Source organism: Zoogloea sp. LCSB751 (assembly GCF_002028455.1).
Classification (GTDB): Bacteria; Pseudomonadota; Gammaproteobacteria; order Burkholderiales; family Rhodocyclaceae; genus Zoogloea.
The window spans coordinates 90850-111566 of record NZ_MWUM01000006.1 but is presented as its reverse complement, the minus strand read 5'-3'; the positions used below and the strand labels follow the sequence as shown (position 1 = coordinate 111566).

At 67.1% G+C, this 20717-nt stretch carries 18 protein-coding genes; 6 read left to right on the top strand and 12 right to left on the bottom strand.

Translation table 11 applies throughout. The annotated features are described in order from the left end of the window. Position 1 precedes the first annotated feature (1 nt). From glnK to B4920_RS08935, 3 genes are all read left to right on the top strand, one after another. Positions 2-340: a P-II family nitrogen regulator gene (gene glnK, locus B4920_RS08945; protein ID WP_079434291.1), complete on the top strand. Its 339-nt coding sequence runs from the start codon at positions 2-4 to the stop codon at positions 338-340. A 14-nt stretch (positions 341-354) separates the two neighbouring features. Beyond that, positions 355-1890, top strand: coding sequence for an ammonium transporter (amt, locus tag B4920_RS08940; RefSeq protein WP_079434290.1), 1536 nt, complete (start codon positions 355-357; stop codon positions 1888-1890). A 91-nt stretch (positions 1891-1981) separates the two neighbouring features. Next, positions 1982-2998, top strand: a complete 1017-nt coding sequence (locus B4920_RS08935) for a hypothetical protein (protein ID WP_079434289.1) — start codon at positions 1982-1984, stop codon at positions 2996-2998. Between the two features lie 125 nt (positions 2999-3123). Here B4920_RS08935 and B4920_RS08930 read toward each other — a convergent pair whose 3' ends face one another. From B4920_RS08930 to B4920_RS08915, 4 genes are all read right to left on the bottom strand, one after another. Continuing rightward, positions 3124-5391, bottom strand: a complete 2268-nt coding sequence (locus B4920_RS08930) for an Ig-like domain-containing protein (protein WP_079434288.1) — start codon at positions 5389-5391, stop codon at positions 3124-3126. A gap of 389 nt (positions 5392-5780) precedes the next feature. Next, complete coding sequence (gene purU, locus B4920_RS08925) at positions 5781-6656, bottom strand: formyltetrahydrofolate deformylase (protein WP_079434287.1); 876 nt, start codon at positions 6654-6656, stop codon at positions 5781-5783. 57 nt (positions 6657-6713) lie between these two features. Continuing rightward, positions 6714-7322 carry a bifunctional phosphoserine phosphatase/homoserine phosphotransferase ThrH gene (gene thrH / locus B4920_RS08920; RefSeq protein WP_079434286.1) on the bottom strand — a complete coding sequence of 203 codons (609 nt, stop codon included), beginning with the start codon at positions 7320-7322 and terminating at the stop codon, positions 6714-6716. Between the two features lie 220 nt (positions 7323-7542). After that, entirely contained in the window at positions 7543-9453 is a 1911-nt protein-coding gene (locus tag B4920_RS08915; protein WP_079434285.1) for an ATP-binding cassette domain-containing protein, read from the bottom strand. 73 nt (positions 9454-9526) lie between these two features. Here B4920_RS08915 and B4920_RS08910 point away from each other — a divergent pair, with 73 nt between their 5' ends. Then, positions 9527-10261, top strand: a complete 735-nt coding sequence (locus tag B4920_RS08910; protein WP_139379465.1) for a hypothetical protein — start codon at positions 9527-9529, stop codon at positions 10259-10261. Here B4920_RS08910 and B4920_RS08905 read toward each other — a convergent pair. From B4920_RS08905 to B4920_RS08895, 3 genes are all read right to left on the bottom strand, one after another. Beyond that, entirely contained in the window at positions 10244-10876 is a 633-nt protein-coding gene (locus B4920_RS08905) for a 2-hydroxychromene-2-carboxylate isomerase (RefSeq protein ID WP_079434283.1), read from the bottom strand. The two genes, B4920_RS08910 and B4920_RS08905, sit on opposite strands and share 18 nt — an antisense overlap. Positions 10877-10950: 74 nt before the next feature. Beyond that, complete coding sequence (locus tag B4920_RS08900; protein ID WP_161493262.1) at positions 10951-12567, bottom strand: methyl-accepting chemotaxis protein; 1617 nt, start codon at positions 12565-12567, stop codon at positions 10951-10953. An 88-nt stretch (positions 12568-12655) separates the two neighbouring features. Further along, a complete protein-coding gene (locus tag B4920_RS08895; RefSeq protein ID WP_079434281.1) occupies positions 12656-13930 on the bottom strand; it encodes a TIGR03862 family flavoprotein in 1275 nt (424 codons plus the stop codon). A 171-nt stretch (positions 13931-14101) separates the two neighbouring features. Here B4920_RS08895 and B4920_RS08890 point away from each other — a divergent pair, with 171 nt between their 5' ends. Continuing rightward, positions 14102-14770: a c-type cytochrome gene (locus B4920_RS08890; RefSeq protein ID WP_254050884.1), complete on the top strand. Its 669-nt coding sequence runs from the start codon at positions 14102-14104 to the stop codon at positions 14768-14770. 24 nt (positions 14771-14794) lie between these two features. Here the strand turns inward: B4920_RS08890 and B4920_RS08885 are convergent, their stop codons facing one another. From B4920_RS08885 to B4920_RS08875, 3 genes are all read right to left on the bottom strand, one after another. Then, entirely contained in the window at positions 14795-16774 is a 1980-nt protein-coding gene (locus B4920_RS08885; protein ID WP_079434280.1) for an amidohydrolase, read from the bottom strand. Between the two features lie 113 nt (positions 16775-16887). Further along, the gene (locus tag B4920_RS08880) at positions 16888-17301 is read right to left on the bottom strand and encodes a secondary thiamine-phosphate synthase enzyme YjbQ (RefSeq protein WP_079434279.1); all 414 of its coding nucleotides are present in this window, start codon (positions 17299-17301) and stop codon (positions 16888-16890) included. A gap of 2 nt (positions 17302-17303) precedes the next feature. Next, positions 17304-18200: a radical SAM protein gene (locus tag B4920_RS08875; RefSeq protein ID WP_079434278.1), complete on the bottom strand. Its 897-nt coding sequence runs from the start codon at positions 18198-18200 to the stop codon at positions 17304-17306. A 175-nt stretch (positions 18201-18375) separates the two neighbouring features. Between B4920_RS08875 and B4920_RS08870 the strand changes: the two genes are divergently transcribed. After that, entirely contained in the window at positions 18376-19254 is an 879-nt protein-coding gene (locus B4920_RS08870) for a cation transporter (RefSeq protein ID WP_079434277.1), read from the top strand. A gap of 15 nt (positions 19255-19269) precedes the next feature. On the opposite strand, the gene asd is transcribed toward B4920_RS08870, so the two are convergent. After that, a complete protein-coding gene (gene asd, locus B4920_RS08865) occupies positions 19270-20121 on the bottom strand; it encodes an archaetidylserine decarboxylase (protein WP_079434276.1) in 852 nt (283 codons plus the stop codon). A 74-nt stretch (positions 20122-20195) separates the two neighbouring features. Continuing rightward, positions 20196-20651 (bottom strand): PACE efflux transporter, encoded by a 456-nt coding sequence (locus tag B4920_RS08860; protein ID WP_079434275.1) that lies wholly within the window; start codon positions 20649-20651, stop codon positions 20196-20198. Positions 20652-20717 lie beyond the last annotated feature (66 nt).

The window sequence follows — 20717 nt, the reverse complement described above, 5'->3', positions numbered from 1 at the left end:
CATGAAACTCGTAACTGCCATCATCAAGCCTTTCAAGCTCGACGAAGTGCGTGAGGCCCTGTCCGCCATCGGTGTGCAAGGCATCACGGTGACCGAGGTCAAGGGCTTTGGCCGTCAGAAGGGCCATACCGAGCTGTACCGCGGCGCGGAATACGTGGTCGATTTTCTGCCCAAGGTGAAGATCGAGGCCGCCGTCAAGACCGAGATCCTCGATCAGGTCATCGAGGCCATCGAGAAGTCCGCCAGCACCGGCAAGATCGGTGACGGCAAGATCTTCGTGTTCGATCTCGAACAAGCCATCCGCATCCGTACCGGCGAGTCCGGTGCCGAAGCGCTGTAAGGGAGCCTTCCATCATGAAAAAACTCTTCGCAGCCCTGCTGGCGACCCTGACGGTCGGCTTCGCGGGCCATGCGCTGGCCCAGGACAAGGATGCCCCGGCCACGCCGACCGCAGCTCCTGCGGTGACCGCGCCGGCCGAGGCCAGCGCCGCCGCCAAGCCCGCCGAAGCGCCGGCTGCTGCCCCGGCCGCCGCCGCTGAGGCCAAGCCGGCGGAAGCCGCGCCTGCCGCACCGGCACCGGTGCCCAACAAGGGGGACAACGCCTGGCTGATCGTCGCCGCCGTCCTCGTCATCATGATGTCCATCCCCGGCCTGGCCCTGTTCTATGGCGGCCTGGTGCGTGCCAAGAACATGCTGTCGGTGCTGCTGCAGGTGTTCACGGTGTTCTCGCTGATCAGCGTGCTGTGGGTGCTGTACGGTTACTCGATCGCGTTCACCGAGGGCAGTGCCTTCTTCGGTGGCCTCGACAAGGTGCTGCTGAAGGGCATCACGCCGGACTCGGTTGCCGCAACCTTTACCAAGGGCGTAGTGATTTCCGAGTTCATCTACGTGGTCTTCCAGGGTGCCTTTGCTGCCATCACCGTGGCCCTGATCCTCGGCGCCTTTGCCGAGCGCATCAAGTTCTCGGCCGTGCTGCTGTTCTCCGTCCTGTGGTTTACCTTCAGCTACCTGCCGATGGCCCACATGGTCTGGTACTGGGCGGGTCCGGATGCCTACACCTCGGCTGAGGCTGCCGATGCGGCTAACGCGACGGCTGGCTTCCTGTTCCAGAAGGGTGCCCTCGACTTCGCCGGTGGTACCGTGGTGCATATCAACGCCGCCATCGCGGGCCTGGTGGGTGCCTTTCTCGTTGGTAAGCGCGTCGGTTTCGGCCGTGAATCCTTCGCTCCGCACAGCCTGACCCTGACCATCGTCGGTGCCTCCCTCCTGTGGGTGGGCTGGTTCGGCTTCAACGCCGGCTCCGCGCTGGAAGCCAACGGCACTGCCGCCCTGGCCATGGTCAACACCTGGGTTGCCACCGCTGCCGCGGCGGTGTCCTGGCTGCTCGCCGAATGGATCATCAAGGGCAAGCCGTCCGGCCTGGGCGCTGCGTCCGGCGCTGTGGCCGGCCTGGTGGCCATCACCCCGGCCTGCGGTTTCGTCGGCGTGGTCGGGGCGGTCGTGATCGGCCTGCTGGCTGGCGTGGTCTGCCTGTGGGGGGTCAATGGCCTGAAGCGTCTGCTGGGCGCTGACGACTCCCTCGACGTGTTCGGTGTGCATGGCGTGGGCGGCATCCTCGGTGCCATCCTGACCGGCGTGTTCGCATCCCCGTCCCTGGGCGGCGTCGGCATCTGGGATTACGTGTCCAACAAGGTTGCCGACACCTACTCCATCGGTGACCAGGTCATCGTCCAGCTGACCGCTGTCGGCATCACCGTCGTGTGGTCTGCCGTCGTGGCCTTCATCTGCTACAAGCTGGTCGACATGTTCATCGGCCTGCGCGTACCGGAAGACGAAGAGCGCGAAGGTCTGGACATCACCTCCCACGGCGAAACCGCTTACCACCAGTAATTCCGGTAAGTCGGCTTCACCACGAAACGGGCGCTCAGGCGCCCGTTTTTGTTTGTATGCTTGCCACTGATTGTCAGAGGGACTGCGGGGGATGGGCTTTTTCGATTGGTTGCTGGGTGGGCGGGCCCCTTCTCGCGGAGCGGATGAGCGGCTGCAGGCGGCCGTGGCGCGGGTCCTTGGCAGCATCGATCCGCGCCTGCAGTTTCTGGACGATGCATCCTCGCGGCTGTGTCCGGCGGTCGCGCATGCGCTGGAGTACGCCGATCAGGTGGTGGCATGCATTCCGCCCTGCGTGGAGATGAATCCCTTCGCTTGGGCGCAGAGTCCGGTGCTGCGCGCCGTCTTCGCGCGGCCCGTCGATGTGGCAGAGACGCTGGCGGCCAGCGTGGACCTGCATGACTTTCTGGTCTCGCCGGCGGCCGCCGGACTGGAGCGCATTCATTGCATGGTGGCCGCGACGCGTGTCGAGCAGAACGTGCTGGGCGTGGCGCTGGATGGTGACCAGCTGCGTCAGGATGTGCCGCAGACCACGGTCAGCTTCCAGAATTTCCGCCTGTTTGCATTTGCCGCGGATGAGGCGGCGCTGTTCCGGCGTATTCACGAGCTGGTGCTGGAGGGCCTGGTGATGGCTGCCCTGAAGGGCATCGCAACGCGGCAGCGCGAGAGCGACAAGCTGTCTTTCGATCATCATCTGCTGCAGAGCCGTCTGAGCCTGCTGGAACGCGGCCGGCCGGGCCTGGATGCGCTGGAGTGCCACTCCTGGCGCGGCCGCGATCTGGAAGGCCTGCGTCGGCAATTGGCGGACAACGAAGCCGCGCTGGCAGCAAGGAATGGCGCAGGGGCCGGGCTGGAAACGATGCTGGCCACGCTGATCGAAACCCTGTTGTCGGCGGAGCGGGTGATCCACGCGCGACGCCTGTCCCTGCGCGTGAATGCGATGAACATCCTGCTCGATGCCGATGAGGGCGATGGGCTGACCGTCCCGCTGATCGAGTTTTCAACGCCCACGGCCGTCGGGGCGCGGCGCAGTGCCTTCCTGGCGAGCTTCGCCAAGGATGCCGTGGTTGAGAGAAAGCTGGATTTTGCGGCGGGGATGCGCTTGCTCTAGCGTCTGCGTCCGTGCAGGAGCCGGGGGTGTCGTTTCATCGTTTTCGGATGACATGCAGGGCAATCCTGCTGCTGCACGAAGGTTTGCCCCACTGGAGTGGGGGCGCCGCTCCGGGGTGGATGGGATCAGAAATAGCCGGGATCGAGCACGGCGATGCTGTTGGTGAAGCCGGCGAGGTTGACGGTATTGAATGACTGCTGGGCCACCCAGGCCAGGAAGTCGCCTTGTGTTTCGTAACTCTGGCCGGTTCCGATTTGATCCGCCAGGTTCTGGATCACTTGCGGGTTGCCTGTGCTGTGGGTCAGCATGGTGTAGAGGTAATTCACCAGGACCGTGTTGCTGACCGACTTTGCGTAGAAGTCGATGAAGGCCTGGCCGAGCTGGCCCATGTCGCCCAGGCGGTCGGCTTCGGCGGTCCATTGACTGAGCTCCGTGGTACCCGCCCAGTGGCCGAAAATGGCCTGGTACAGGGCCTGGGCTTGCCAGACGCTGCCTCCCGGGGTGGTCTCGCCGGGTGCCTGGGTGTCGAAGGCGTAGAGACCGTCGCTCAGTTGCACGCGCTCCACATCGTGGAGGATGACGGTTCCGAGGGAGGAGCCAAGGCTGCTGATGGAGCCGGGGCGGGTGGTCAGGTCCTTGGCGTGATCGACGATATCCCGGGTGGAGGCGTTGAGCACGAAGCGGTCTACGCCACCACCGCCATACACCGTGTCGTTGCCGCCCAGCCCCATCAGGGTGTCGTTGGCCGACCCGCCTACCAGATCGTCGGCGCCGGCCGTGCCGGTAACCGTTCTGCCGGCCTGGCTGCTGCTCTCAGTGGTGAAGTCGTAGGTGGTGGTGCCGGCGTATTTGTTGCCCGCAAGGTCCACTACGCTGCCATTGTCGAATTCGAGCCAGTAGTGGGTGCCATAGTCAAAATTTGCGGTCGGATCGATGGTCAGTGTGGAGCCGGAAATGCTCAGCTGGCTGCTGGTCGCCGCATCGAAGGTTTCCACCACCTGAGTCCCCGAGCTCTTGAGGATGATATTGCCGGTGCCGCGCACGACCGCTTCGTTGAAGGTGACGACGATGTTCTGTTTCACCGCCGCGCGGGAGGCGCCGTCGGCGGGGGCGAAGGTGCTGACCGTGGGGGCGCTGGTGTCCAGACCGAGCTGCAGCTCGGTGAGGAGCTGGCTGTAGGTGATGCTGCGGTCGGAGAAGGTGAGCTTCTCGATGCTCTTGACCGTATCCACCTCCGGGGACTGAATGTGGCTCAGACGCAGCCATTCCGATTGAGCATCCAGGGTGATCCGGTAGTCGGCGAAGCGCCCGGCCAGTACCAGGGTGTCGGTGCCACTGCCGCCGTTGATCGTGTTGTCGGCACTGTTCTCGTAGATCGTGTCGTTCCCGGCGCTGCCGGTGACATTCTCGATGAGACAGCCGTAGGCGATGCCCAGGGCGTTGGTGCCGTCATAGGTGGTGGCATAGCCCCCCGAGTAGGCGGACGCGGGAATGTGGAGGGAGGAGTACTGGCCGGGGCGCAGATCGATGGTCGTGCCCAGTGTGTAGGCGCTGACGTCGATGGTGTCGATGCCGCCTGCGTCCCACAGGGTCTCGAAGAACGGCGTGTGTCCATCGAAGGTGTAGGTGTCGTTCCCCGTCCGGTACTGCATGTTGGCGCCATAGAGGTACTGGATGGCCGCGATGTCGAGCACCATCGGGGTCTCGTGGTACACGGTGAACTCGGAGGAGTCTCGTGGGCCGCCCTGTGGGCCGAAGTCCGGATAGAAATTATCGTCGCGGATGTTGTACGACATGATCGTGTCGTTCGTGTCGTCCAGGCTGGATGGCAGATAGGGGCCGTTGCCACCGTCACCGTAATTGCCAGGATGTTTCAGGCCAAGGGCGTGGCCGATCTCGTGCATCAGCGCTTCGTAGTTGTAGGTGCCTGCGCTCCAGTCCGATTCGCGCGCGATGTCCGTGTTGATCCAGACGTCGCCACCGGCGGCCCAGTAATTGTTGGGATGGCCCGCCCAGCCCCAGGCATTGCTTGCGTTGACTGCGGACGAAAAGGCGAAGCGGATATCACCCACATTGGTGGGGCTCTCGGCTGTTTCCGTGAAGTGGATGTTGGCGACGTTGGCCCAGGCTTGCAGAGCCTGGCGTGCGATGCCGGTCTGGTAGGCATTGAAGCCGAAATGGAAACTGGCCGTCGGTTCGTTTGCGTCGGAATAGCTCGGTGTCTGCCAGTAGGCGCCTTGCCCGTTCAGCCAGGGGAAGCTGAAGCTGAGGTTTGCGCCGGTACCGAGTGGCCCGCCCCATTTGCTTGAGTCTTCGTTGAGCAGAGCGTCGATGTTCAACTCGCCGCTATTTGAAAACAGACTGGTTTGGGCGCTGGTGTTCGGGCTGGTCATGCTGGCATGCACTCGTGGAACGACGTTGGAAAAGGCGGGGGCGGGCGGGGGCCTTATGGGCGTGGTCCCTCGTACACCATGCAGACCTGCATCTTAGTGAGGGGGCCGAGGCAGGGCTGTGACCTTGTTCTACGAGCTGGGTGAATTATGGCAATGTATTTATCGTTGCCTTTGTCATTGCTTCGTGCCGGCATCGTTTCCGGGTAAGCAGGATCCGGCTCGATGGGATGCCGCAGCGCGACCTTTTGCCGTGGGGGCGAGGGAGGTCGAGGTGTCGCAGGGGGACGTGCCGGCGGCCGGCGTCGATGCGTGCATCCGGCCGGGTGCCCCCATATGTGGGGCATGCCGCGCGGCAGCCGGGCAGGCGGGCTGCCCGGGATGGGATGGACTCAGCGGAACACGACGGTCTTGTTGCCGTGCACCAGCACCCGGTCTTCCAGGTGGTAGCGCAGGCCGCGGGCCAGCACGGCTTTCTCGATGTCCTTGCCGTAACGGACCATGTCGTCCACCGAGTCGGAGTGATCGATGCGGATCACGTCCTGCTCGACGATCGGGCCCTGGTCCAGGTCGGCCGTCACATAGTGGCAGGTCGCGCCGATCAGCTTGACGCCCTTGGCATAGGCCTGGTGGTAGGGCTTGGCGCCGACGAAGCTGGGCAGGAAGCTGTGGTGGATGTTGATGATCTTGCCCGGATGGGCGGCACACAATTCCGGCGACAGGATCTGCATGTAGCGGGCCAGCACCATCGTGTCGCCGTGGGATTCCTCGAACAGGCGCTGCACTTCGGCATAGGCCTGAGCCTTGTTGTCCGCGGTCACGGGCACGTGGTGGAAGGGAATGCCGTGCCACTCGACGAAGCCGCGGAAGGTGTCGTGGTTGGAGATCACACAGGGGATCTCGATGTCCAGTTCCTTCGACTGCCAGCGCGCCAGCAGGTCGTAGAGGCAGTGTTCCTGCTTGGAGACGAGGATGACGACGCGCTTCTTGACCGCCGAATCGGTGATCTTCCAGTCCATGTTGAGCTCTTCGGCGATCGGGCGGAAGCGCTCGCGGAACTCGGTGAGCATGAAGGGCAGCGAATCGGCCTTGATCTCGATGCGCATGAAGTAGCGCCCGCGATGCTCGCTGTCGACGGCGGGCTCGGCGTGGAGCGCGGTTTCGAGGATCCAGCCCTTGTGCTCGGCGATGAAGCCGGACACCTTGGCGACGATGCCGGTGCGGTCGGGGCAGGAGGCGGAGAGGGTGTAGAAGCGTTCGCGGTGCATGATGGGCTCAGGCACCGGCCGCCGGCCACGGGGCCGCGACCGGCGTATCGGATGGGGTCAGATGCGGGCGGAGGCGGCGCGGATCTGGGCGGCCAGGCCGCTGTACTCGCGCTCGACCGGGAATTGCGGGAACTCGGCGATGACGTTGTCCGGCGCGCGGAACAGGATGCCGGCGTGGGCTTCCTTGAGCATCGCGGTGTCGTTGTAGGAGTCGCCGGCGGCGATGACCTTGAAGTTGATTTCCTTGAAGCGCTGGACAGCTTCCTTCTTCTGGTTGGCCATGCGCAGGTGGTAGTTCACCAGGTAGCCCTCGGCGTCGGCTTCGAGCTTGTGGCAGAACAGGGTCGGCATGCCGAGCTGTTCCATCAGCGGCATCGCGAATTCGTAGAAGGTGTCGGACAGGATGATGACCTGGAAGTCCTTGCGCAGCGCGTCGAGGAAGTCCTTGGCGCCGGGCTCGGGGCCCATTTCGGCGATCACCTTCTGGATGTCGGGCAGGCCCAGCTTGTGCTGCTTGAGCAGGTCCAGGCGGTACTTCATGAGCTTGTCGTAGTCCGGCTCGTCGCGGGTGGTGCGACGCAGTTCGGGAATGCCGGTGCGCTCCGCGAATTCGATCCAGATTTCGGGGACGAGAACACCTTCGAGGTCGAGACAGACGAGTTGCACGGCAAAAAGCTCCAGGTTGCAGCGGTTGATTTGGTGAATCCGTGATTCTAGCAAAGAGACTGTGACGGCTTCAGGGGGAATGTAGGGCGGGTTCGGGTGCGACTTCTGCAGAGACGATCCTTGTGGGCGATTCCCGTGGGGGCGAATTCATTCGCCCTCTGCGCGTGAATGAACCACCGCGGGCGAATGAATTCGCCCCCACAGAAGCAGGCGTGCCGGCTCAGTCGGCGGGGATGGCGTCGAGGGCTTCGTGCAGTTCGAGCCAGCGCAGTTCGGCTTCGTCGATCTTCTCGCTGAGTTCGGCCTGGCGCTTGAGCAGCTTGGGCACCTCGCCGGCGTCGGGGCCGGTGTACAGGTCGGGGTCGGCGAGGCGCTCGTCGAGCCTGGCCTTTTCGGCGTTCCACGGGGTGAGCTTCTTGTCGAGCTGCTCCAGTTCCTTGACCAGTGGCCGGCGGGCGGCCAGGCGGGCCTGGCGGTCGGCGGCGGCGGCTTCGCGGTCGGCCTTGCGGCTGGCCTTGTCGGCAGCCTTGTCCGGGCACTGGCCGGCGGCCGCGTCGGCGGCGCGCTGCTGGGCCAGCCAGTTCTTGTAGTCGTCCAGGTCGCCATCGAAGGGTGTCAGGCGGCCGCTATCGACGAGCAGGAAGCGGTCGCAGGTGGCGCGCAGCAGGGCCCGGTCGTGGGACACGATGACCATCCCGCCCTCGTAGTCCTGCAGGGCCAGCGTGAGGGCGTGGCGCATTTCCAGGTCGAGGTGGTTGGTCGGCTCGTCGAGCAGCAGCAGGTTGGGCTGGTTCCAGATCAGGATGGCCAGCGCCAGGCGGGACTTCTCACCGCCGGAGAAGGGGCCGCAAGGCGTGGTGGCCATGTCGCCGTTGAAGTCGAAGCCGCCGAGGTAGTTGCGCAGTTCCTGCTCGCGGGTCTGCGGGGCAAGACGCAGCATGTGCTGCAGCGGCGATTCGTCCGGGCGCAGGCTCTCCAGTGCGTGCTGGGCGAAATAGCCGAGCTGCAGGCCTTTGCCTTCCCGGCGTACGCCGGCGGTCGGCTGCAGGCCGCCGGACAGCAGCTTGATCAGCGTCGACTTGCCGGCGCCGTTGCGGCCGAGCAGGCCGATGCGTTCGCCGGGGCGGATGGTCAGCTTCATGTCCGACAGGATCGGCTTGTCCACGTAGCCGGCGGCGGTGTCCTCGATCTGCAGCAGCGGATCGGGGGCGGCAGTGCATTCCCGGAAGCTGAAGGTGAAGGGGTTGTCGATGTGGGCCGCGGCGATGACTTCCATCCGCTCCAGTGCCTTGATGCGGCTCTGGGCCTGGCGGGCCTTGGTGGCCTGGGCGCGGAAGCGGTCCACGTATTTCTGCAGGTGGGCACGCTCGCGCTGCTGCTTCTCGAACATCGCCTGCTGCTGGGACAGGCGCTCGGCGCGCTGGCGTTCGAAGTTGGAGTAGCCGCCGGTGTACAGGGTCAGTTGCTGGTTCTCGATGTGGGCGATCTGGTTCACCACTGCGTCGAGGAAGTCGCGGTCGTGGGAGATCAGCACCAGCGTGCCGCGGTAGTCGGTGAGCCACTGCTCCAGCCAGATGACTGCGTCCAGGTCGAGGTGGTTGGTGGGTTCGTCGAGCAGCAGCAGGTCGGAACGGCACATCAGCGCCTGGGCCAGGTTGAGGCGCATCCGCCAGCCGCCGGAGAAGTCGGCCACCGGGCGCTCCAGTTCGCTGCCCTTGAAGCCCAGGCCGTCCATCAGCGCCGCAGCGCGGGCGCGGGCTGCATAGCCGCCGATCTCCTGCAGGCGGCCGTGGAGGTGGCCGATCTCCTCGCCGTCGTGGGCGGCTTCGGCCTTTTCCAGGGCGACTTCGATGCGGCGCAGTTCGGCGTCGCCGTCGAGCACGTACTCGATGGCCGGTCGCGGCAGGGCCGGGGTTTCCTGGGCCACGTGGGCAATGGTCCACGCTGCCGGCATCTCCAGGTCGCCGGAGTCCTGGTGGAGTTCGCCGCGCAGCATGCCGAACAGGCTGGACTTGCCGCAGCCGTTGGCGCCGGTCAGGCCGACCTTCCAGCCGGGGTGGATCTGCAGGCTGGCGCCCTCGATGAGAGTCTTGACGCCACGGGCGAGGCGGAGATTGCGGAACTGGATCACGGCAGCGGAAGCGGTAAGCAGGCAGGAAATCCGGTATTGTAAGCAGTTCCGTCGTATCCAGCCCTGTCGTCCCATGCGTCGAAGCCGTCCGTCCTGCCGATCATCCCTTTCTGCCTGCCTGTCCGTGCTGTCGCTGGCGCTGTTGTGCCAGGGGCCTGTGCTGGCCCAGGACAGCCCTGTCGACGAAGGCGCCGAAAGGGCCCGCGCAGCGAAGATGCGCGACGAGGCCAAGGCCCTGCGTGAGGCGGCTGAAGCGCGCTTCAGCGCGGACGAGATCGCCTGTTACGAACGCTTCCTGGTGAACCGTTGCATCGACGAGGTGCGCCAGCGCCACGTGGCCGACATCCGGCAGGCGCGGGCCCTCGACCTGGAGGCGGGGCGCATCGAGCTGGCCGAAAAGAACCGCCGCTACGCTGAACGCCTGGCTGAACAGGCCGAGCAGGCGCCGCAGAAGGCCGTCGAGAAGGCGGAGCAGGAGGCCCGCAATCGTGCCGACAGCGAGGCGCGCCTGCGCGAACTGGCGGACAAGGATGTCGAGCGGGTCAAGCGCGAGCAGGAGGGCAAGTCCCGCGCGCTGCATGAAGCCGAGGCCCGCCAGGCCAAGGAAACCGCGGATGCGCGCCGTCGGGCGAGCGAGGCGGCGGCGGCGGCGCAGCGCTCCAGCCAGGCCGAGAGCGACCGCCGGGCCTACAAGGAGCGTGCCGCCAAGGCTGCGGAGAAACGGGCCGAGAAGGCGGACAAGCTCAAGCAGAGCGACGGGGCCAAGTCCCCGGCCAAGGCCGTCGAGCCTTTAACGCCCGGCCGCTGAATCGGTGCGGACAGGGGGCGATGCGGCCCAGGCCAGCGCGTCTTCCAGCCGGTCGTTGCCCCAGAACAACTCTCCGTCCGGCGCGATGAAGCTCGGGGCGCCGAACAGGCCCCGCTCCGCCGCCTGCTCGGTCTGGCTGCGCAGGGCCAGCTTGTTCTCGGGGCTTTCCGCCTCGGTGAGGATGACGTCGGCAGGTAGCTGCAACGTCTCGAGAATGCTGCGGATCACCGCCGGATCGGCAATGTCCCGATCCTCGGCGAAGTTGGCCTGCATCGTGGCGCGGGTGAAATCACCGATCCATGGCTGGCTGGCCCCGGTCAGCGCAACCCTTGCGGCCAGCAGGCCATTGCGTGGAAAACGCGACGGCACCTTGAAGGGCAGCCCGTAGCGGGCCGACAGGCGAGCCAGGTCGCGCCACATGTAGCGCCCTTTGGGCGGGTAGATGTTGAAGGGCGAGTCGTTCCAGCCGAGGGACAGGAACACCGGCCCGAGCAGGAAGGGGCGCCAGGCCAGCTTGACGCCCGCCTGCCTGGCCAGCGCCTCGATGCGCATCACGCTCAGGTAGGAATACGAACTGGCGAATTCGAACCAGAATTCGAGGGGCTTGCTGTTCATCGGCGCCTCCGTTGCGGTAGGAGAGAGGGCAGTCTAGCACTCCTCCTGTCCCCGGGCAGGGCGCCGAGTGGGGCCTAGACCTTGTACAGCTGCAGCGTGGCGATCTGGCGCTGGGCCTGTTCGTCGAGGCGGCGGGCGGTGGCGGAAGACTGTTCCGCTGCGGCGGCGGCCTCTTCGGCCATCTGCGCGATGCGCTCGATCTGCACCGCGATGTTGTTGCTGGCCGCACCCTGTTCGCGGATCGCATCGGAGATCTCGGAGACCATATTGGCGGTGCCGCTGGCCGCCGTGCCGATTTCCTTGATGGCCTTGTCGGTGTCGTCGGCACGTTCGACGCCTTGGGTGACGAGGCTCTCGGCCGCCTCCATCTCGCGGGCGGCCTGCTCGGAATGGCGGCGCATGGCTTCGATGGTGGAAGAGATCTCCTGTGTCGAGGTGGACGTGCGTTCGGCCAGCTTGCGCACCTCGTCGGCCACCACCGCAAAGCCGCGCCCCTGCTCGCCGGCACGGGCGGCCTCGATGGCCGCGTTGAGGGCCAGCAGATTGGTCTGGTCGGCGACTTCCTTGATGACCTGTACTACCGAGCCGACCCGTTCGCCCTGGGCACCCAGTTCGCGCAGGGATTCGGCCGCCGCGCTGACCGAGGCGGAAATGCTGCGGATATCGGCGATGGTCCGGTCGATGGTCGTGGAGCCGGTCCGCGCCATGCCGCCGGAGCGGTCGGCGAGCCCGTGGGCTTCGCGGGCCCGGTCGCCTACGTGATTGACGCTGACCGTCATTTCCTCGACCGTCGCCGCGATTGCCGAGGAGGCTTCGCTCTGGCTACCGGCTGCGGTCGCGACTTGGTTCGAGGCGTGGGTCATCTCGCGGCTGGCGTCGGCGACCGAGCGGGCTCCTTCGGTGAGGCTGCGGAAGTTGTCCTGCAGTTTGGACAGCAACTGATTGAAGGCTGTGGCGGTCTCGCCGATCTCATCCATGCGATGGACGGGCGCCCGGACCGTGAAGTCCTGGCTGTCATTGACGTGGGTGAGGGTGTCGCGAATGCCGGCGAGGCTTTGACGCAACGAGCCGATCAGCAACTGGGCCAGGATGCCGACGACCACGAAGGCGATGGCAAGGCTGCCCGCGGTGGTCCAGAGTGCGGTGGCGGCTTCGTCGGTATTGATGTGGTTCAGCTTGTCGGCGAGCTGATAGTTGTATTCCTCGTGCTTGGTGAGTGCGCTGCCGGCCGCGGTGGCCTTTTCGCGCATCGTGGTACGCAGGAAATTGCGCACCGCATCCATGTCGTTGGCCTGGAGTTTGGCGAGGTAATCCTCGCGGATCTTCCGGTAATCCGCGATTGCCCGCTTGTCGGTCTCCAGCAACTGCCTGTCGGTATCGTCGGAGATCAGTTCGCGCTCGTACTGCTGGAGTGTGGCGTCGAGCTTGGTGTCGGCTTCCTGCATCGCCTTGGCGATCTCGCTGCGGTGGGCTTCGTCGACGGCCAGTGCGAGCTGGAAGGTGCCGAGACGGCTGGCTGTGAGGTGGCCGCGCGCGTCGAGCAGGACTTTCAGGCTTGGAAATGTGTTCGCCTGCACGTAATCGAAGCGGTCCGTGGCTTGCCGCAGCTGCCAGATTCCCAGTCCGCCGACAAGAACCAGCGCGAACAGAGCGATGCCCAGGGTGAGGATGAGGCGCTGTGTCAGTTTCATGATGACTCCGGCAGGGGGAAGGGTGGTGGAACAGGTGCTGACGGCCCGGCTTTCTATAACTTTAGACATATTTTCCGGAGGGGGATGCTCATGCGCTGGCGCGCTGCCGGCGTAGCCAGTCCGCTACGCCGCGCCCGGCGGCCTGTCCGCTGGCGAAGCAGGCGGTGAGCAGATAGCCGCCGGTGGGGGCTTCCCAGTCGAGCATCTCGCCGGCGCAGAACACGCCGGGGTGCCGCAGCAGCATCAGATCTTCGTCCATTTCTTCGAACAGCACGCCGCCGGCGCTGCTGATCGCCTCGTCCAGCGGTCGCGGCGCGATGAGGCGCAAGGGCAGCGCCTTGATGGCGGCGGCCAGGCGGGCCGGATCGTCCAGCGTCTCGGCCGTTGCGCATTCCCTGAGCAGGGCCATCTTGAGGCCGGCGATGCCGACCCTGCTCTGCAGGTGGCTGGCCAGGGAGCGGGCGCCGCGGGGATGGGCGACCTCGGCGGCGACCCGGTCCGCCGGGCGGCCGGGGGACAGGTCGATCGACAGCAGCGCAGCGCCGTCCTGCTCGATGCGCTCGCGGATGGTGGCGGACAGCGCATAGATGAGGCTGCCTTCGATGCCGTCGGCGGTGATCATCGCTTCGCCGGGACGCGCGGCGGCGCGGGTGCCTTCCACGCGGATGCTCACCGACTTGAGGGGCTGGCCGGCGAAGCGTTCGCGAAAATGGGCGCTCCAGCCGCTGGCTCCGTCGGCCCGCGGCGAGCCGGCGATGAAGCCGCAGTTGGCCGGATGCAGCGGCGCAATGTCCACACCCAGCGCGGCGAGGGTCGGGATCCAGGCGCCGTCCGAGCCCAGCCGAGCCCAGCTGCCGCCGCCGAGGGCCAGCACGCAGGCATCCGCCCGGACCTGGCGGACACCGTCCGGGGTCGTGAACAGCAGCTCGCCGTTCGTGCTCCAGCCGGTCCAGCGGTGCCGTACATGGAAGCGCACGCCGGCCTCCCGCAGGCGCTGCAGCCATGCGCGCAGCAGCGGCGCGGCCTTCATCTCGGCCGGAAAAACGCGCCCGGAGCTGCCGACGAAGGTGGACACCCCGAGTCCTTCGACCCATTCGCGCAGCGCCTGCGGGCCGAAGGCCGCGAGCATCGGCTCGATCTGCGCCTGGCGTGGACCATAGCGGCCGGCAAAGGCCGCGAAGGGTTCCGCGTGGGTGATGTTGAGGCCGCCGCGGCCGGCCAGCAGGAATTTGCGCCCGACCGATGGCATCGCATCGAAGACATCCACCTGCAGGCCGGCAGCCGCCGCGGTTTCGGCGGCCATCAGGCCGGCGGGCCCCCCCCCGATGATGACGACGGAAGCAGGCATGGAGGAGGGCGGCATGGGTGCAGAATCCGGGGACGAAACGGGAAGGCGCGATTGTAGTGGTGCGGGGCCCGTCGGGGCGGGATTGTTTTATTGCGCCGGGGCCATCGCCCGGCTTTATGTCAAAGGATTACAATCTGGCGCAGCCGTTGCAGACGGCCTTTTAAGAACAACAAGGGGAATAGCGCGATGTCGATCGAACGGAAGGGCCCGACAGGGGCCGGTTTACGGGGGGCGCTGTTGGGCCTGTTGCTGGCGGCGGTCATGCCGGCGGTGGCGCAGACCACGGCGCCTGGAGCCCGTGGGTATCTGGAGCGGATCGTGAAAGCTCAAGCGGCCGAGCAGAAGGCGGCCCAGGATGCCGGCCGCAAGGCCTCGTTCTTCTGCGCCAACTGCCACGGGGAGACGGGGCTCAGCAAGTACACCGAGGTGCCCAACCTGGCCGGCCAGCATCCTGCCTACGTCCTCAACCAGATCGACGCCTTCCACACCGGCAAGCGCAAGGACCCGTTCATGCAGGGCTTGATGAAAGTCCTCAAGGATGAGGAAAAGGCCGATATTGCGGTCTTCTACGCGGCCCAGCAGGTGGTGCCCGCGGTGTCGATGGGCGGACCACGGGCGGCCGAAGGCAAGGCACTGTTCGACAAGAATTGCGCGCGTTGCCATGGTGCCGAGGCCAAGGGGGCGGAGACCTTTCCGCGCCTGGCCGGGCAGCAGGCCGAGTACCTGCGGCGCAGCCTGAACCGTTACCTGACCATGAGCGGCGAGCGGATCTACCCGCCGATGACTGCTGCGGTGACCGGCCTCGGGGCACAGAACATCGAGGCCGTGGTCCAGTACCTGTCCGCGCTGCGCTGAGGCGCACCGCGCGCCTGCCACCCGTCAGCGGGTGATCGGCACGCCGCCGTCGGCGCCGCCGAAGACGGTGACGCCTTCCTTCACGGTGCCGATCACCCGGATGTCGCCGAGCTTGTCCGTCGGGGTCTTCAGCGGATTGGCCGACAGTACCGTGAGGTCGGCGAGCTTGCCGACGGCGATGCTGCCTTTGATCTTTTCTTCGCCGAGCTGGCGCGCTGCAGTCAGTGTGATGGCTTTCAGCGCCTCGGCGGCGGGGATCTGCTGAGCCGTGCCGGCCGGGCGCTTGAGCGCGCTGGTGAGCACGTCCAGCGGCGCCGGTTCGATGAAGGATGCGTCGTTGTGCAGGGTCAGCGGCAGGGCCCGGTCGAGGGCCGCGGCGGCGGGGCTGAAGCGGGCCGTACGCTCCGTGCCGAGGGCGTCGCGGGTCAGCGTGTCGAGGCTGAGGCCGAGGCGCTGGGGGGCCAGCGAAACGCTGGCGCCGAGCGTCTTCAGGGCATCGAGCTGGTCGTCGCGGATCGTTGCGGCGCCGACCAGCAGCGGGCGGTGGTCCTTGCCCGGGTGCTTTTCGGCGGCGGTTTTCAGGCCGTTGATGAACTGGTCGATGGCTGCATCCCCGTTGGCCTGCACCGCGACCTGCCAGCCGTTGACATAGGCGCTGCCGAACAGCGCGCCGACGGTGTCCTCGCCAAGCAGCGGGTAGCCCGCGTAACGGGTCGGCTTGCCCGGCGGTGGCAGCTGGTAGGGTTGGGTCAGCCAGGCGCTGCGGTCTTCGGCGGTGCCATCGAGGGTGAAGGACACGCCGGCCAGGCGCAGGTGGCCCTTGTAGTACTTGGCGCCGATCTGTTTGTGAGCCTTGAGGGCGGCGGCGGCGCTGCCGGCCTCGGCATAGACCGATACGTCCAGCTTGAGGGCGCCGGCATCGGCGGCCTGGGTGTACAGCGCCAGGTCGTCGGCGGTGGCGCGGGCTTCCACCGCGGTGGTGTAGCCGTTGCGCAGGTAGAGCGTCTGGCCCTGCTGGATCAGGGCCTGGCGTTCGTCCTTGGCGAGCTGCGGCAGGGCGCCGAGCAATGCGGTGGCGGCGGCACCTTCCAGGCTGCCGTCCGGTTCCTTCGAGCCGGGCCAGCGGCCGATGCGGCCGCCGGGAGGATCGATGCTGTTGCGGTCGATGCCGGCCAGCGCCAGTGCGCGGCTGTTGGCGACCAGGCGGGTGCCGGTGCGGTCCACGATGATTACCGGCCGGTCTGATGAAATGCCGTCGAGTTCGTTGCGGCTGGGGGCGCGCAGCTCGCGCAGGCGGCTCTCGTCGTAGCCGAAGCCGACGATCCAGCCCAGGCGCCTGGCCATGTCGCCCTTGGCCCAGTCGCGCAACTCGCGCAGCAGCACGGCGCCATCGGTGACGCGACCTTCGGGCGGGGACTGCAGCTGGGCCGCCACCGAATAGAGACCGAGGCGGGACAGCTCCCCCCAGGCGTCGATGAAGCCGGGCACCAGGGTCTTGCCAGCCAGGTCGACCACTTCCGTGCCTTCGCTCTTCCAGCGGGCCAGGATGGCCTTGCTGGTGCCGACGGCGATGATCTTGCTGCCCTTGATGGCGATGGCCTGGACGGTGGGGCGCTTGTCGTCGAGGGTAAGGATGTCGCCGTTGGTGAAGATGATGTCCGACAGGGGTGGCGGAGGCGGTGGGGGAGGGGGCGCGTTCGGGTCGGCCGGGGCGCTCCCTGCCGCCGCCGGGGCGGCGCCGGCTGCAGGCGTGGCGGGAGCGGCGCTTGCGGTGGCAGCCTTGGCCGGGCCGACCGGGCTGGACCCCGCTGCCGGCGCGCTGGTGGCTGGCTTGACGGCCGGGGTGGCGCTGGGGGCGACGGCCGGCGTGGCGTTTTTCGGGGCGGCAACGGCGGCTGCCGGTCTGGCGGTGCTCGTGCTCGGGGTCTGGGCGAAGCCGGCCGGGGCGGCGAGGGCCAGCAGGACGGCCGCGCCGGTGTGGCGCAGCGGGAAGACGCAGGTCATGGATGGGCTCCAGGAAACGGTATGGCCGGCGCTGGGGCCGGCGGCGAACCCGAAAAGCATAGCACCTCGGCCTGCCTCCCCCCGTGACGGGCTTGGGGTTTGGCGATGAGCACTCAGCCGACGACGGTCACCACCACCCGCCGGCTGTGGCTGCTGCTGCGGTGTTCCCACAGGAAGATGCCCTGCCAGGTGCCGAGCTGCAGGCGGCCCTTGCCCACCGGCACGGTCAGGCCCACGTCGGACAGCACGCTGCGGGCATGGGCGGCCATGTCGTCGTCGCCTTCTTGGTCGTGGCGGTAGGCCGGATCGCCGTCGGGTGCGAGGCGGCCGAAGACCGTTTCCAGGTCGCGGCGCACGTCCGGGTCGGCGTTCTCGGTGATCATCAGTGAGCAGCTGGTGTGCTGCACGAAGACATGGGCGAGGCCGGTGGCGATGCCGGCGGCGGCCACCACGTCGGCGACCTGCGCGGTGATGTCGAGGCTGCCGCGGCCACGGGTGCGGAATTCGAGGATCTGCTGGAAGGCCATGTCTATAGCCCCCGCGCCCAGGCCGGCCGCAACCCGGCGGCGGCCGGCCTGGCGATAGCGCTGCGCACTTCGGCGAGCAGGCGGGCCTTGTCGGCGCCGAGGGTGCCTTTGAGGATCAGCCAGTTGCTGGCGTGGTCTGAGCGGAAGACGGTGCGGCGCAGTTCGAGCCCGCTCAGGAAGCGCTCCATCTCGCGGAACAGGCCGGACTGATCGAGGGCCTCCCATTCGGGGAAAGCGGCGCGGAAGCGCGCCTCGCCGGTCGGGAAGCTCACCACCAGCGTGGACAGGAATTCCGGCTGGGTGGCGTTGGCCAGGCGGGCCGAGTTGTCGGCGTGCCGGTCGCTGAGGGCCTGACCGCCGAGGCCGTTGAGGATCATCACCGAGCGGGTGATGCCGGCTTCGCCGAGCTTGTCGAGGGCTTCCCGCGTCGAGTCGAAGCTCTCGCCCTTGTTCACCTTGGCCAGCACCGCGTCGTCGCCGGATTCGGCGCCCAGGTAGGCCATGCGCAGGCCGGCCTCGCGCAGGCTGGTCAGCTCGGCGACGCTCTTTTTCTTCAGGTTGCGCGCCAGGCAGTAGCTGGAGACCCGGTGCACGGCGGGCAGGTGCTCGCGGATCGCCTCCAGGATGGCCAGCAGGCGGTGGGTCGGCAGCACCAGCGCGTCGCCATCTGCGAGGAACACCCGGCGGACCTGGTTGCCGTAGCGTTCGCCGGTGCGACGGATGCTGGTCAGCACTTCGTCTTCGTTGCGGGCACGGAAGGCTTTCTGCGGGGCCGTGTACATCTCGCAAAAAGTGCACTTGTTCCACGAGCAGCCGTCGGTGACCGGCAGGATCAGGGATTCCGCCTCACTGGGCGGGCGGAAGACCGGTTCGACGTAGCGGATCGGTGGGGCGTTCATCGGGATATTGGTCGTGCAGAAAACGTGGCCGACAGGCTACCATCGTCGGGTTGGAAAGGATGGCCAGTGATGTCCGGTCCTTTCCCGTGGGGGCGAATTCATTCGCCCGCGGATTTAATTGAAGCGCTACAGAGGGCGAATGAATTCGCCCCCACATGTTCCGAGGAGTCCGTGCATGAGTTCGTCCTGTTCCGGCGGATGCCGCTGTTCCGCCCCTGGCGCGGTGGTGCCCGCAGCGCCCCTGTCGGCATCCGGCGAGGCCTCGCTGCGTTCGACCTTCCGCGTCGGCGACATGGACTGCCCGGCCGAGGAGGCTCTGGTGCGCATGGAACTGGACGGGTTGGCCCATGGACTGGAATTCGACCTGGGGGCGCGCACCGTCACCGTCTGGCATGCGGTGCAGGCCGATGAAGTGGAAGCCCGCATCGCCCGCTTGGGCATGGGGGCGGAACGCATCGCCAGCGGCCCGGCGGCCGGGGCGCCAGCGGCGCGGACGGAAGACCCGGTCGCGGAGCGGCGGGCGCTGCGCTGGCTGCTCGCCATCAACGCGGCGATGTTCGTGATCGAAGGGCTGGCCGGCTGGTGGGCGGAGTCGTCCGGCCTGCTTGCCGACGGCCTCGACATGTTCGCCGATGCGGCGGTGTATGCGGTGGCGCTGTACGCGGTCGGGCGCGGGTCGGCGCTGCAATTGAAGGCGGCGCGCTTTGCCGGCGTGCTGCAGTTGCTGCTCGGGCTGGGTTTGTTCGTGCAGGTGGCGGACCACGTGCTTTACGGCTCGGAAACCCTGGCCGGTGCGATGATGGGCGTCTCGTTGCTGGCGCTGGTCGCCAACGTGGCGTGCATGGTGCTGATTGCCGGCCATCGGAATGGCGGCGCACACATGAAGGCGAGCTACATCTTCACCGCCAACGATGCGCTGGCCAACCTCGGTGTGATCATTGCCGGCGGCCTGGTGGCGTGGCTCGGTACCCCGTGGCCGGATTGGCTGATCGGCAGCATCATCGGCGCGATGGTGCTGGCCGGCGCGTGGCGCATCCTGCGCCTGCGCCACTGAGGCCGGTGCGACAGCTCAGCGCGGCCGGCTGCCCATCGCCTCGCCCATGCGGATCCCGCGGGCAGGAACCCAGGCTTCGGTGAAGGCCAGGCGCCGCTTCGGGAACAGCATCACCACCGTCGAACCGAGCAGGAAGCGGCCCATCTCGTCGCCCTTCTTCAGCGTCACCTGGCCGGCCGGGTAGTCCCATTCGCGGATCTTGCCGGGGCGCGGTGGGTTGACCTGGCCGTGCCAGACGGTGGCCATGCTGCCGACGATGGTCGCCCCTACCAGCACCAGCACGAAGGGGCCGATCTCGTCGTTTTCGAAGACGCACACCACCCGTTCGTTGCGGGCGAACAGGCCGGGCACGCCGCGGGCGGTGGTCGGATTGACCGAGAAGAGTGCGCCGGGTACGTAGATCATGCGGGTCAGGCGGCCGTCGCAGGGCATGTGAATGCGGTGGTAGTCGCGCGGGCTGAGGTACAGCGTGGCGAACTCGCCGTCCTGGAACTGGACCGCCAGGTCCCGGTCGCCGCCCACCAGCGCGTGGGTGGAATAGGCGTGGCCCTTGGCCTGGAAGATCTGGTCGCGGTTGATGCGGCCGAACTGACTGATGGCGCCATCCACCGGGCAGATGAAGTCGGCCTCCGCCTGCGGGCGGGCGCCGGCCTTCAGCGGACGGGTGAAGAAATCGTTGAAGCTGGCGTAGCTGGCGATGTCCGGATTGGCCGCCTCGTCCATGTTCACCCCGTAGCGGCCGACGAACCAGCGGATGACCCCGGTGGTGAGGCCGCCGGCCCGGGCACTGGCCAGCTTGCCGGCCAGCACGGTGAGGGCCTGCTTGGGGATCAGGTATTGGGGAATGACTTTGAGGCGGTCGGACACGGCAGGTTTCCGGCGGAAGGGAAGGGGCGGATTATAGCGGCCCGCCCGGGCTTCGTCGGCCGCTTGGAGCGGGTTCAGCGGCCGGGTTCGGGGGCGATCGGGAAGGCCCGGTCGTAGGCCAGGTTGAAGCCGAAGGCATACACCACGTAGGCCAGCGCGATGCCGATGTCGGCGACAAGGGCGGTGAGCCAGTCCATGCCGGTCCACAACACCATCACCGGCAGTGTCATCAGCAGCAGGCCGCCTTCGAAGCCGATGGCGTGGATGGCTCGCAGCCGCCATGGGCGGCGGTCCGCGCTACGCCCGGTGAGGCGCCCTTCCAGCCAGTCGAAGGCGGTGTTGTAGGCGCCGTTCCAGGCGGCTGCCATCACGGCCAGGATGGCCATCAGCAGGAATGAGTCGCGGCTCGGCTGGCCGGACAGCCAGATGTAGGGCGGCGTGATCAGCAGCAGGCCGCCGATCTCGAAGAGGGTGACCTGGCGCAGGCGGTCGACCAGGCTGCGCTGGATGGGGAACTGGGAGGCGGACATGGGAATCGCTGCAAGGGCACGAACGGAATGGACCGTGCCGGTCAGCAGGAGTTTAACCTGTCGTGG

Coding starts and splice junctions, on each gene's coding strand:
- glnK (WP_079434291.1), top strand. CDS start 2: ATGAAACTCGTAACTGCCATCATCAAGCCTTTCAAGCTCGACGAAGTG.
- B4920_RS08905 (WP_079434283.1), bottom strand. CDS start 10,876: ATGAACAGCAAGCCCCTCGAATTCTGGTTCGAATTCGCCAGTTCGTAT.
- B4920_RS08935 (WP_079434289.1), top strand. CDS start 1,982: ATGGGCTTTTTCGATTGGTTGCTGGGTGGGCGGGCCCCTTCTCGCGGA.
- B4920_RS08875 (WP_079434278.1), bottom strand. CDS start 18,200: ATGAACGCCCCACCGATCCGCTACGTCGAACCGGTCTTCCGCCCGCCC.
- B4920_RS08880 (WP_079434279.1), bottom strand. CDS start 17,301: ATGGCCTTCCAGCAGATCCTCGAATTCCGCACCCGTGGCCGCGGCAGC.
- B4920_RS08930 (WP_079434288.1), bottom strand. CDS start 5,391: ATGACCAGCCCGAACACCAGCGCCCAAACCAGTCTGTTTTCAAATAGC.
- B4920_RS08860 (WP_079434275.1), bottom strand. CDS start 20,651: ATGTCCGCCTCCCAGTTCCCCATCCAGCGCAGCCTGGTCGACCGCCTG.
- B4920_RS08870 (WP_079434277.1), top strand. CDS start 18,376: ATGAGTTCGTCCTGTTCCGGCGGATGCCGCTGTTCCGCCCCTGGCGCG.
- B4920_RS08910 (WP_139379465.1), top strand. CDS start 9,527: ATGCGTCGAAGCCGTCCGTCCTGCCGATCATCCCTTTCTGCCTGCCTG.
- B4920_RS08900 (WP_161493262.1), bottom strand. CDS start 12,567: ATGAAACTGACACAGCGCCTCATCCTCACCCTGGGCATCGCTCTGTTC.
- purU (WP_079434287.1), bottom strand. CDS start 6,656: ATGCACCGCGAACGCTTCTACACCCTCTCCGCCTCCTGCCCCGACCGC.
- B4920_RS08885 (WP_079434280.1), bottom strand. CDS start 16,774: ATGACCTGCGTCTTCCCGCTGCGCCACACCGGCGCGGCCGTCCTGCTG.
- B4920_RS08890 (WP_254050884.1), top strand. CDS start 14,102: ATGTCGATCGAACGGAAGGGCCCGACAGGGGCCGGTTTACGGGGGGCG.
- B4920_RS08895 (WP_079434281.1), bottom strand. CDS start 13,930: ATGCCGCCCTCCTCCATGCCTGCTTCCGTCGTCATCATCGGGGGGGGG.
- amt (WP_079434290.1), top strand. CDS start 355: ATGAAAAAACTCTTCGCAGCCCTGCTGGCGACCCTGACGGTCGGCTTC.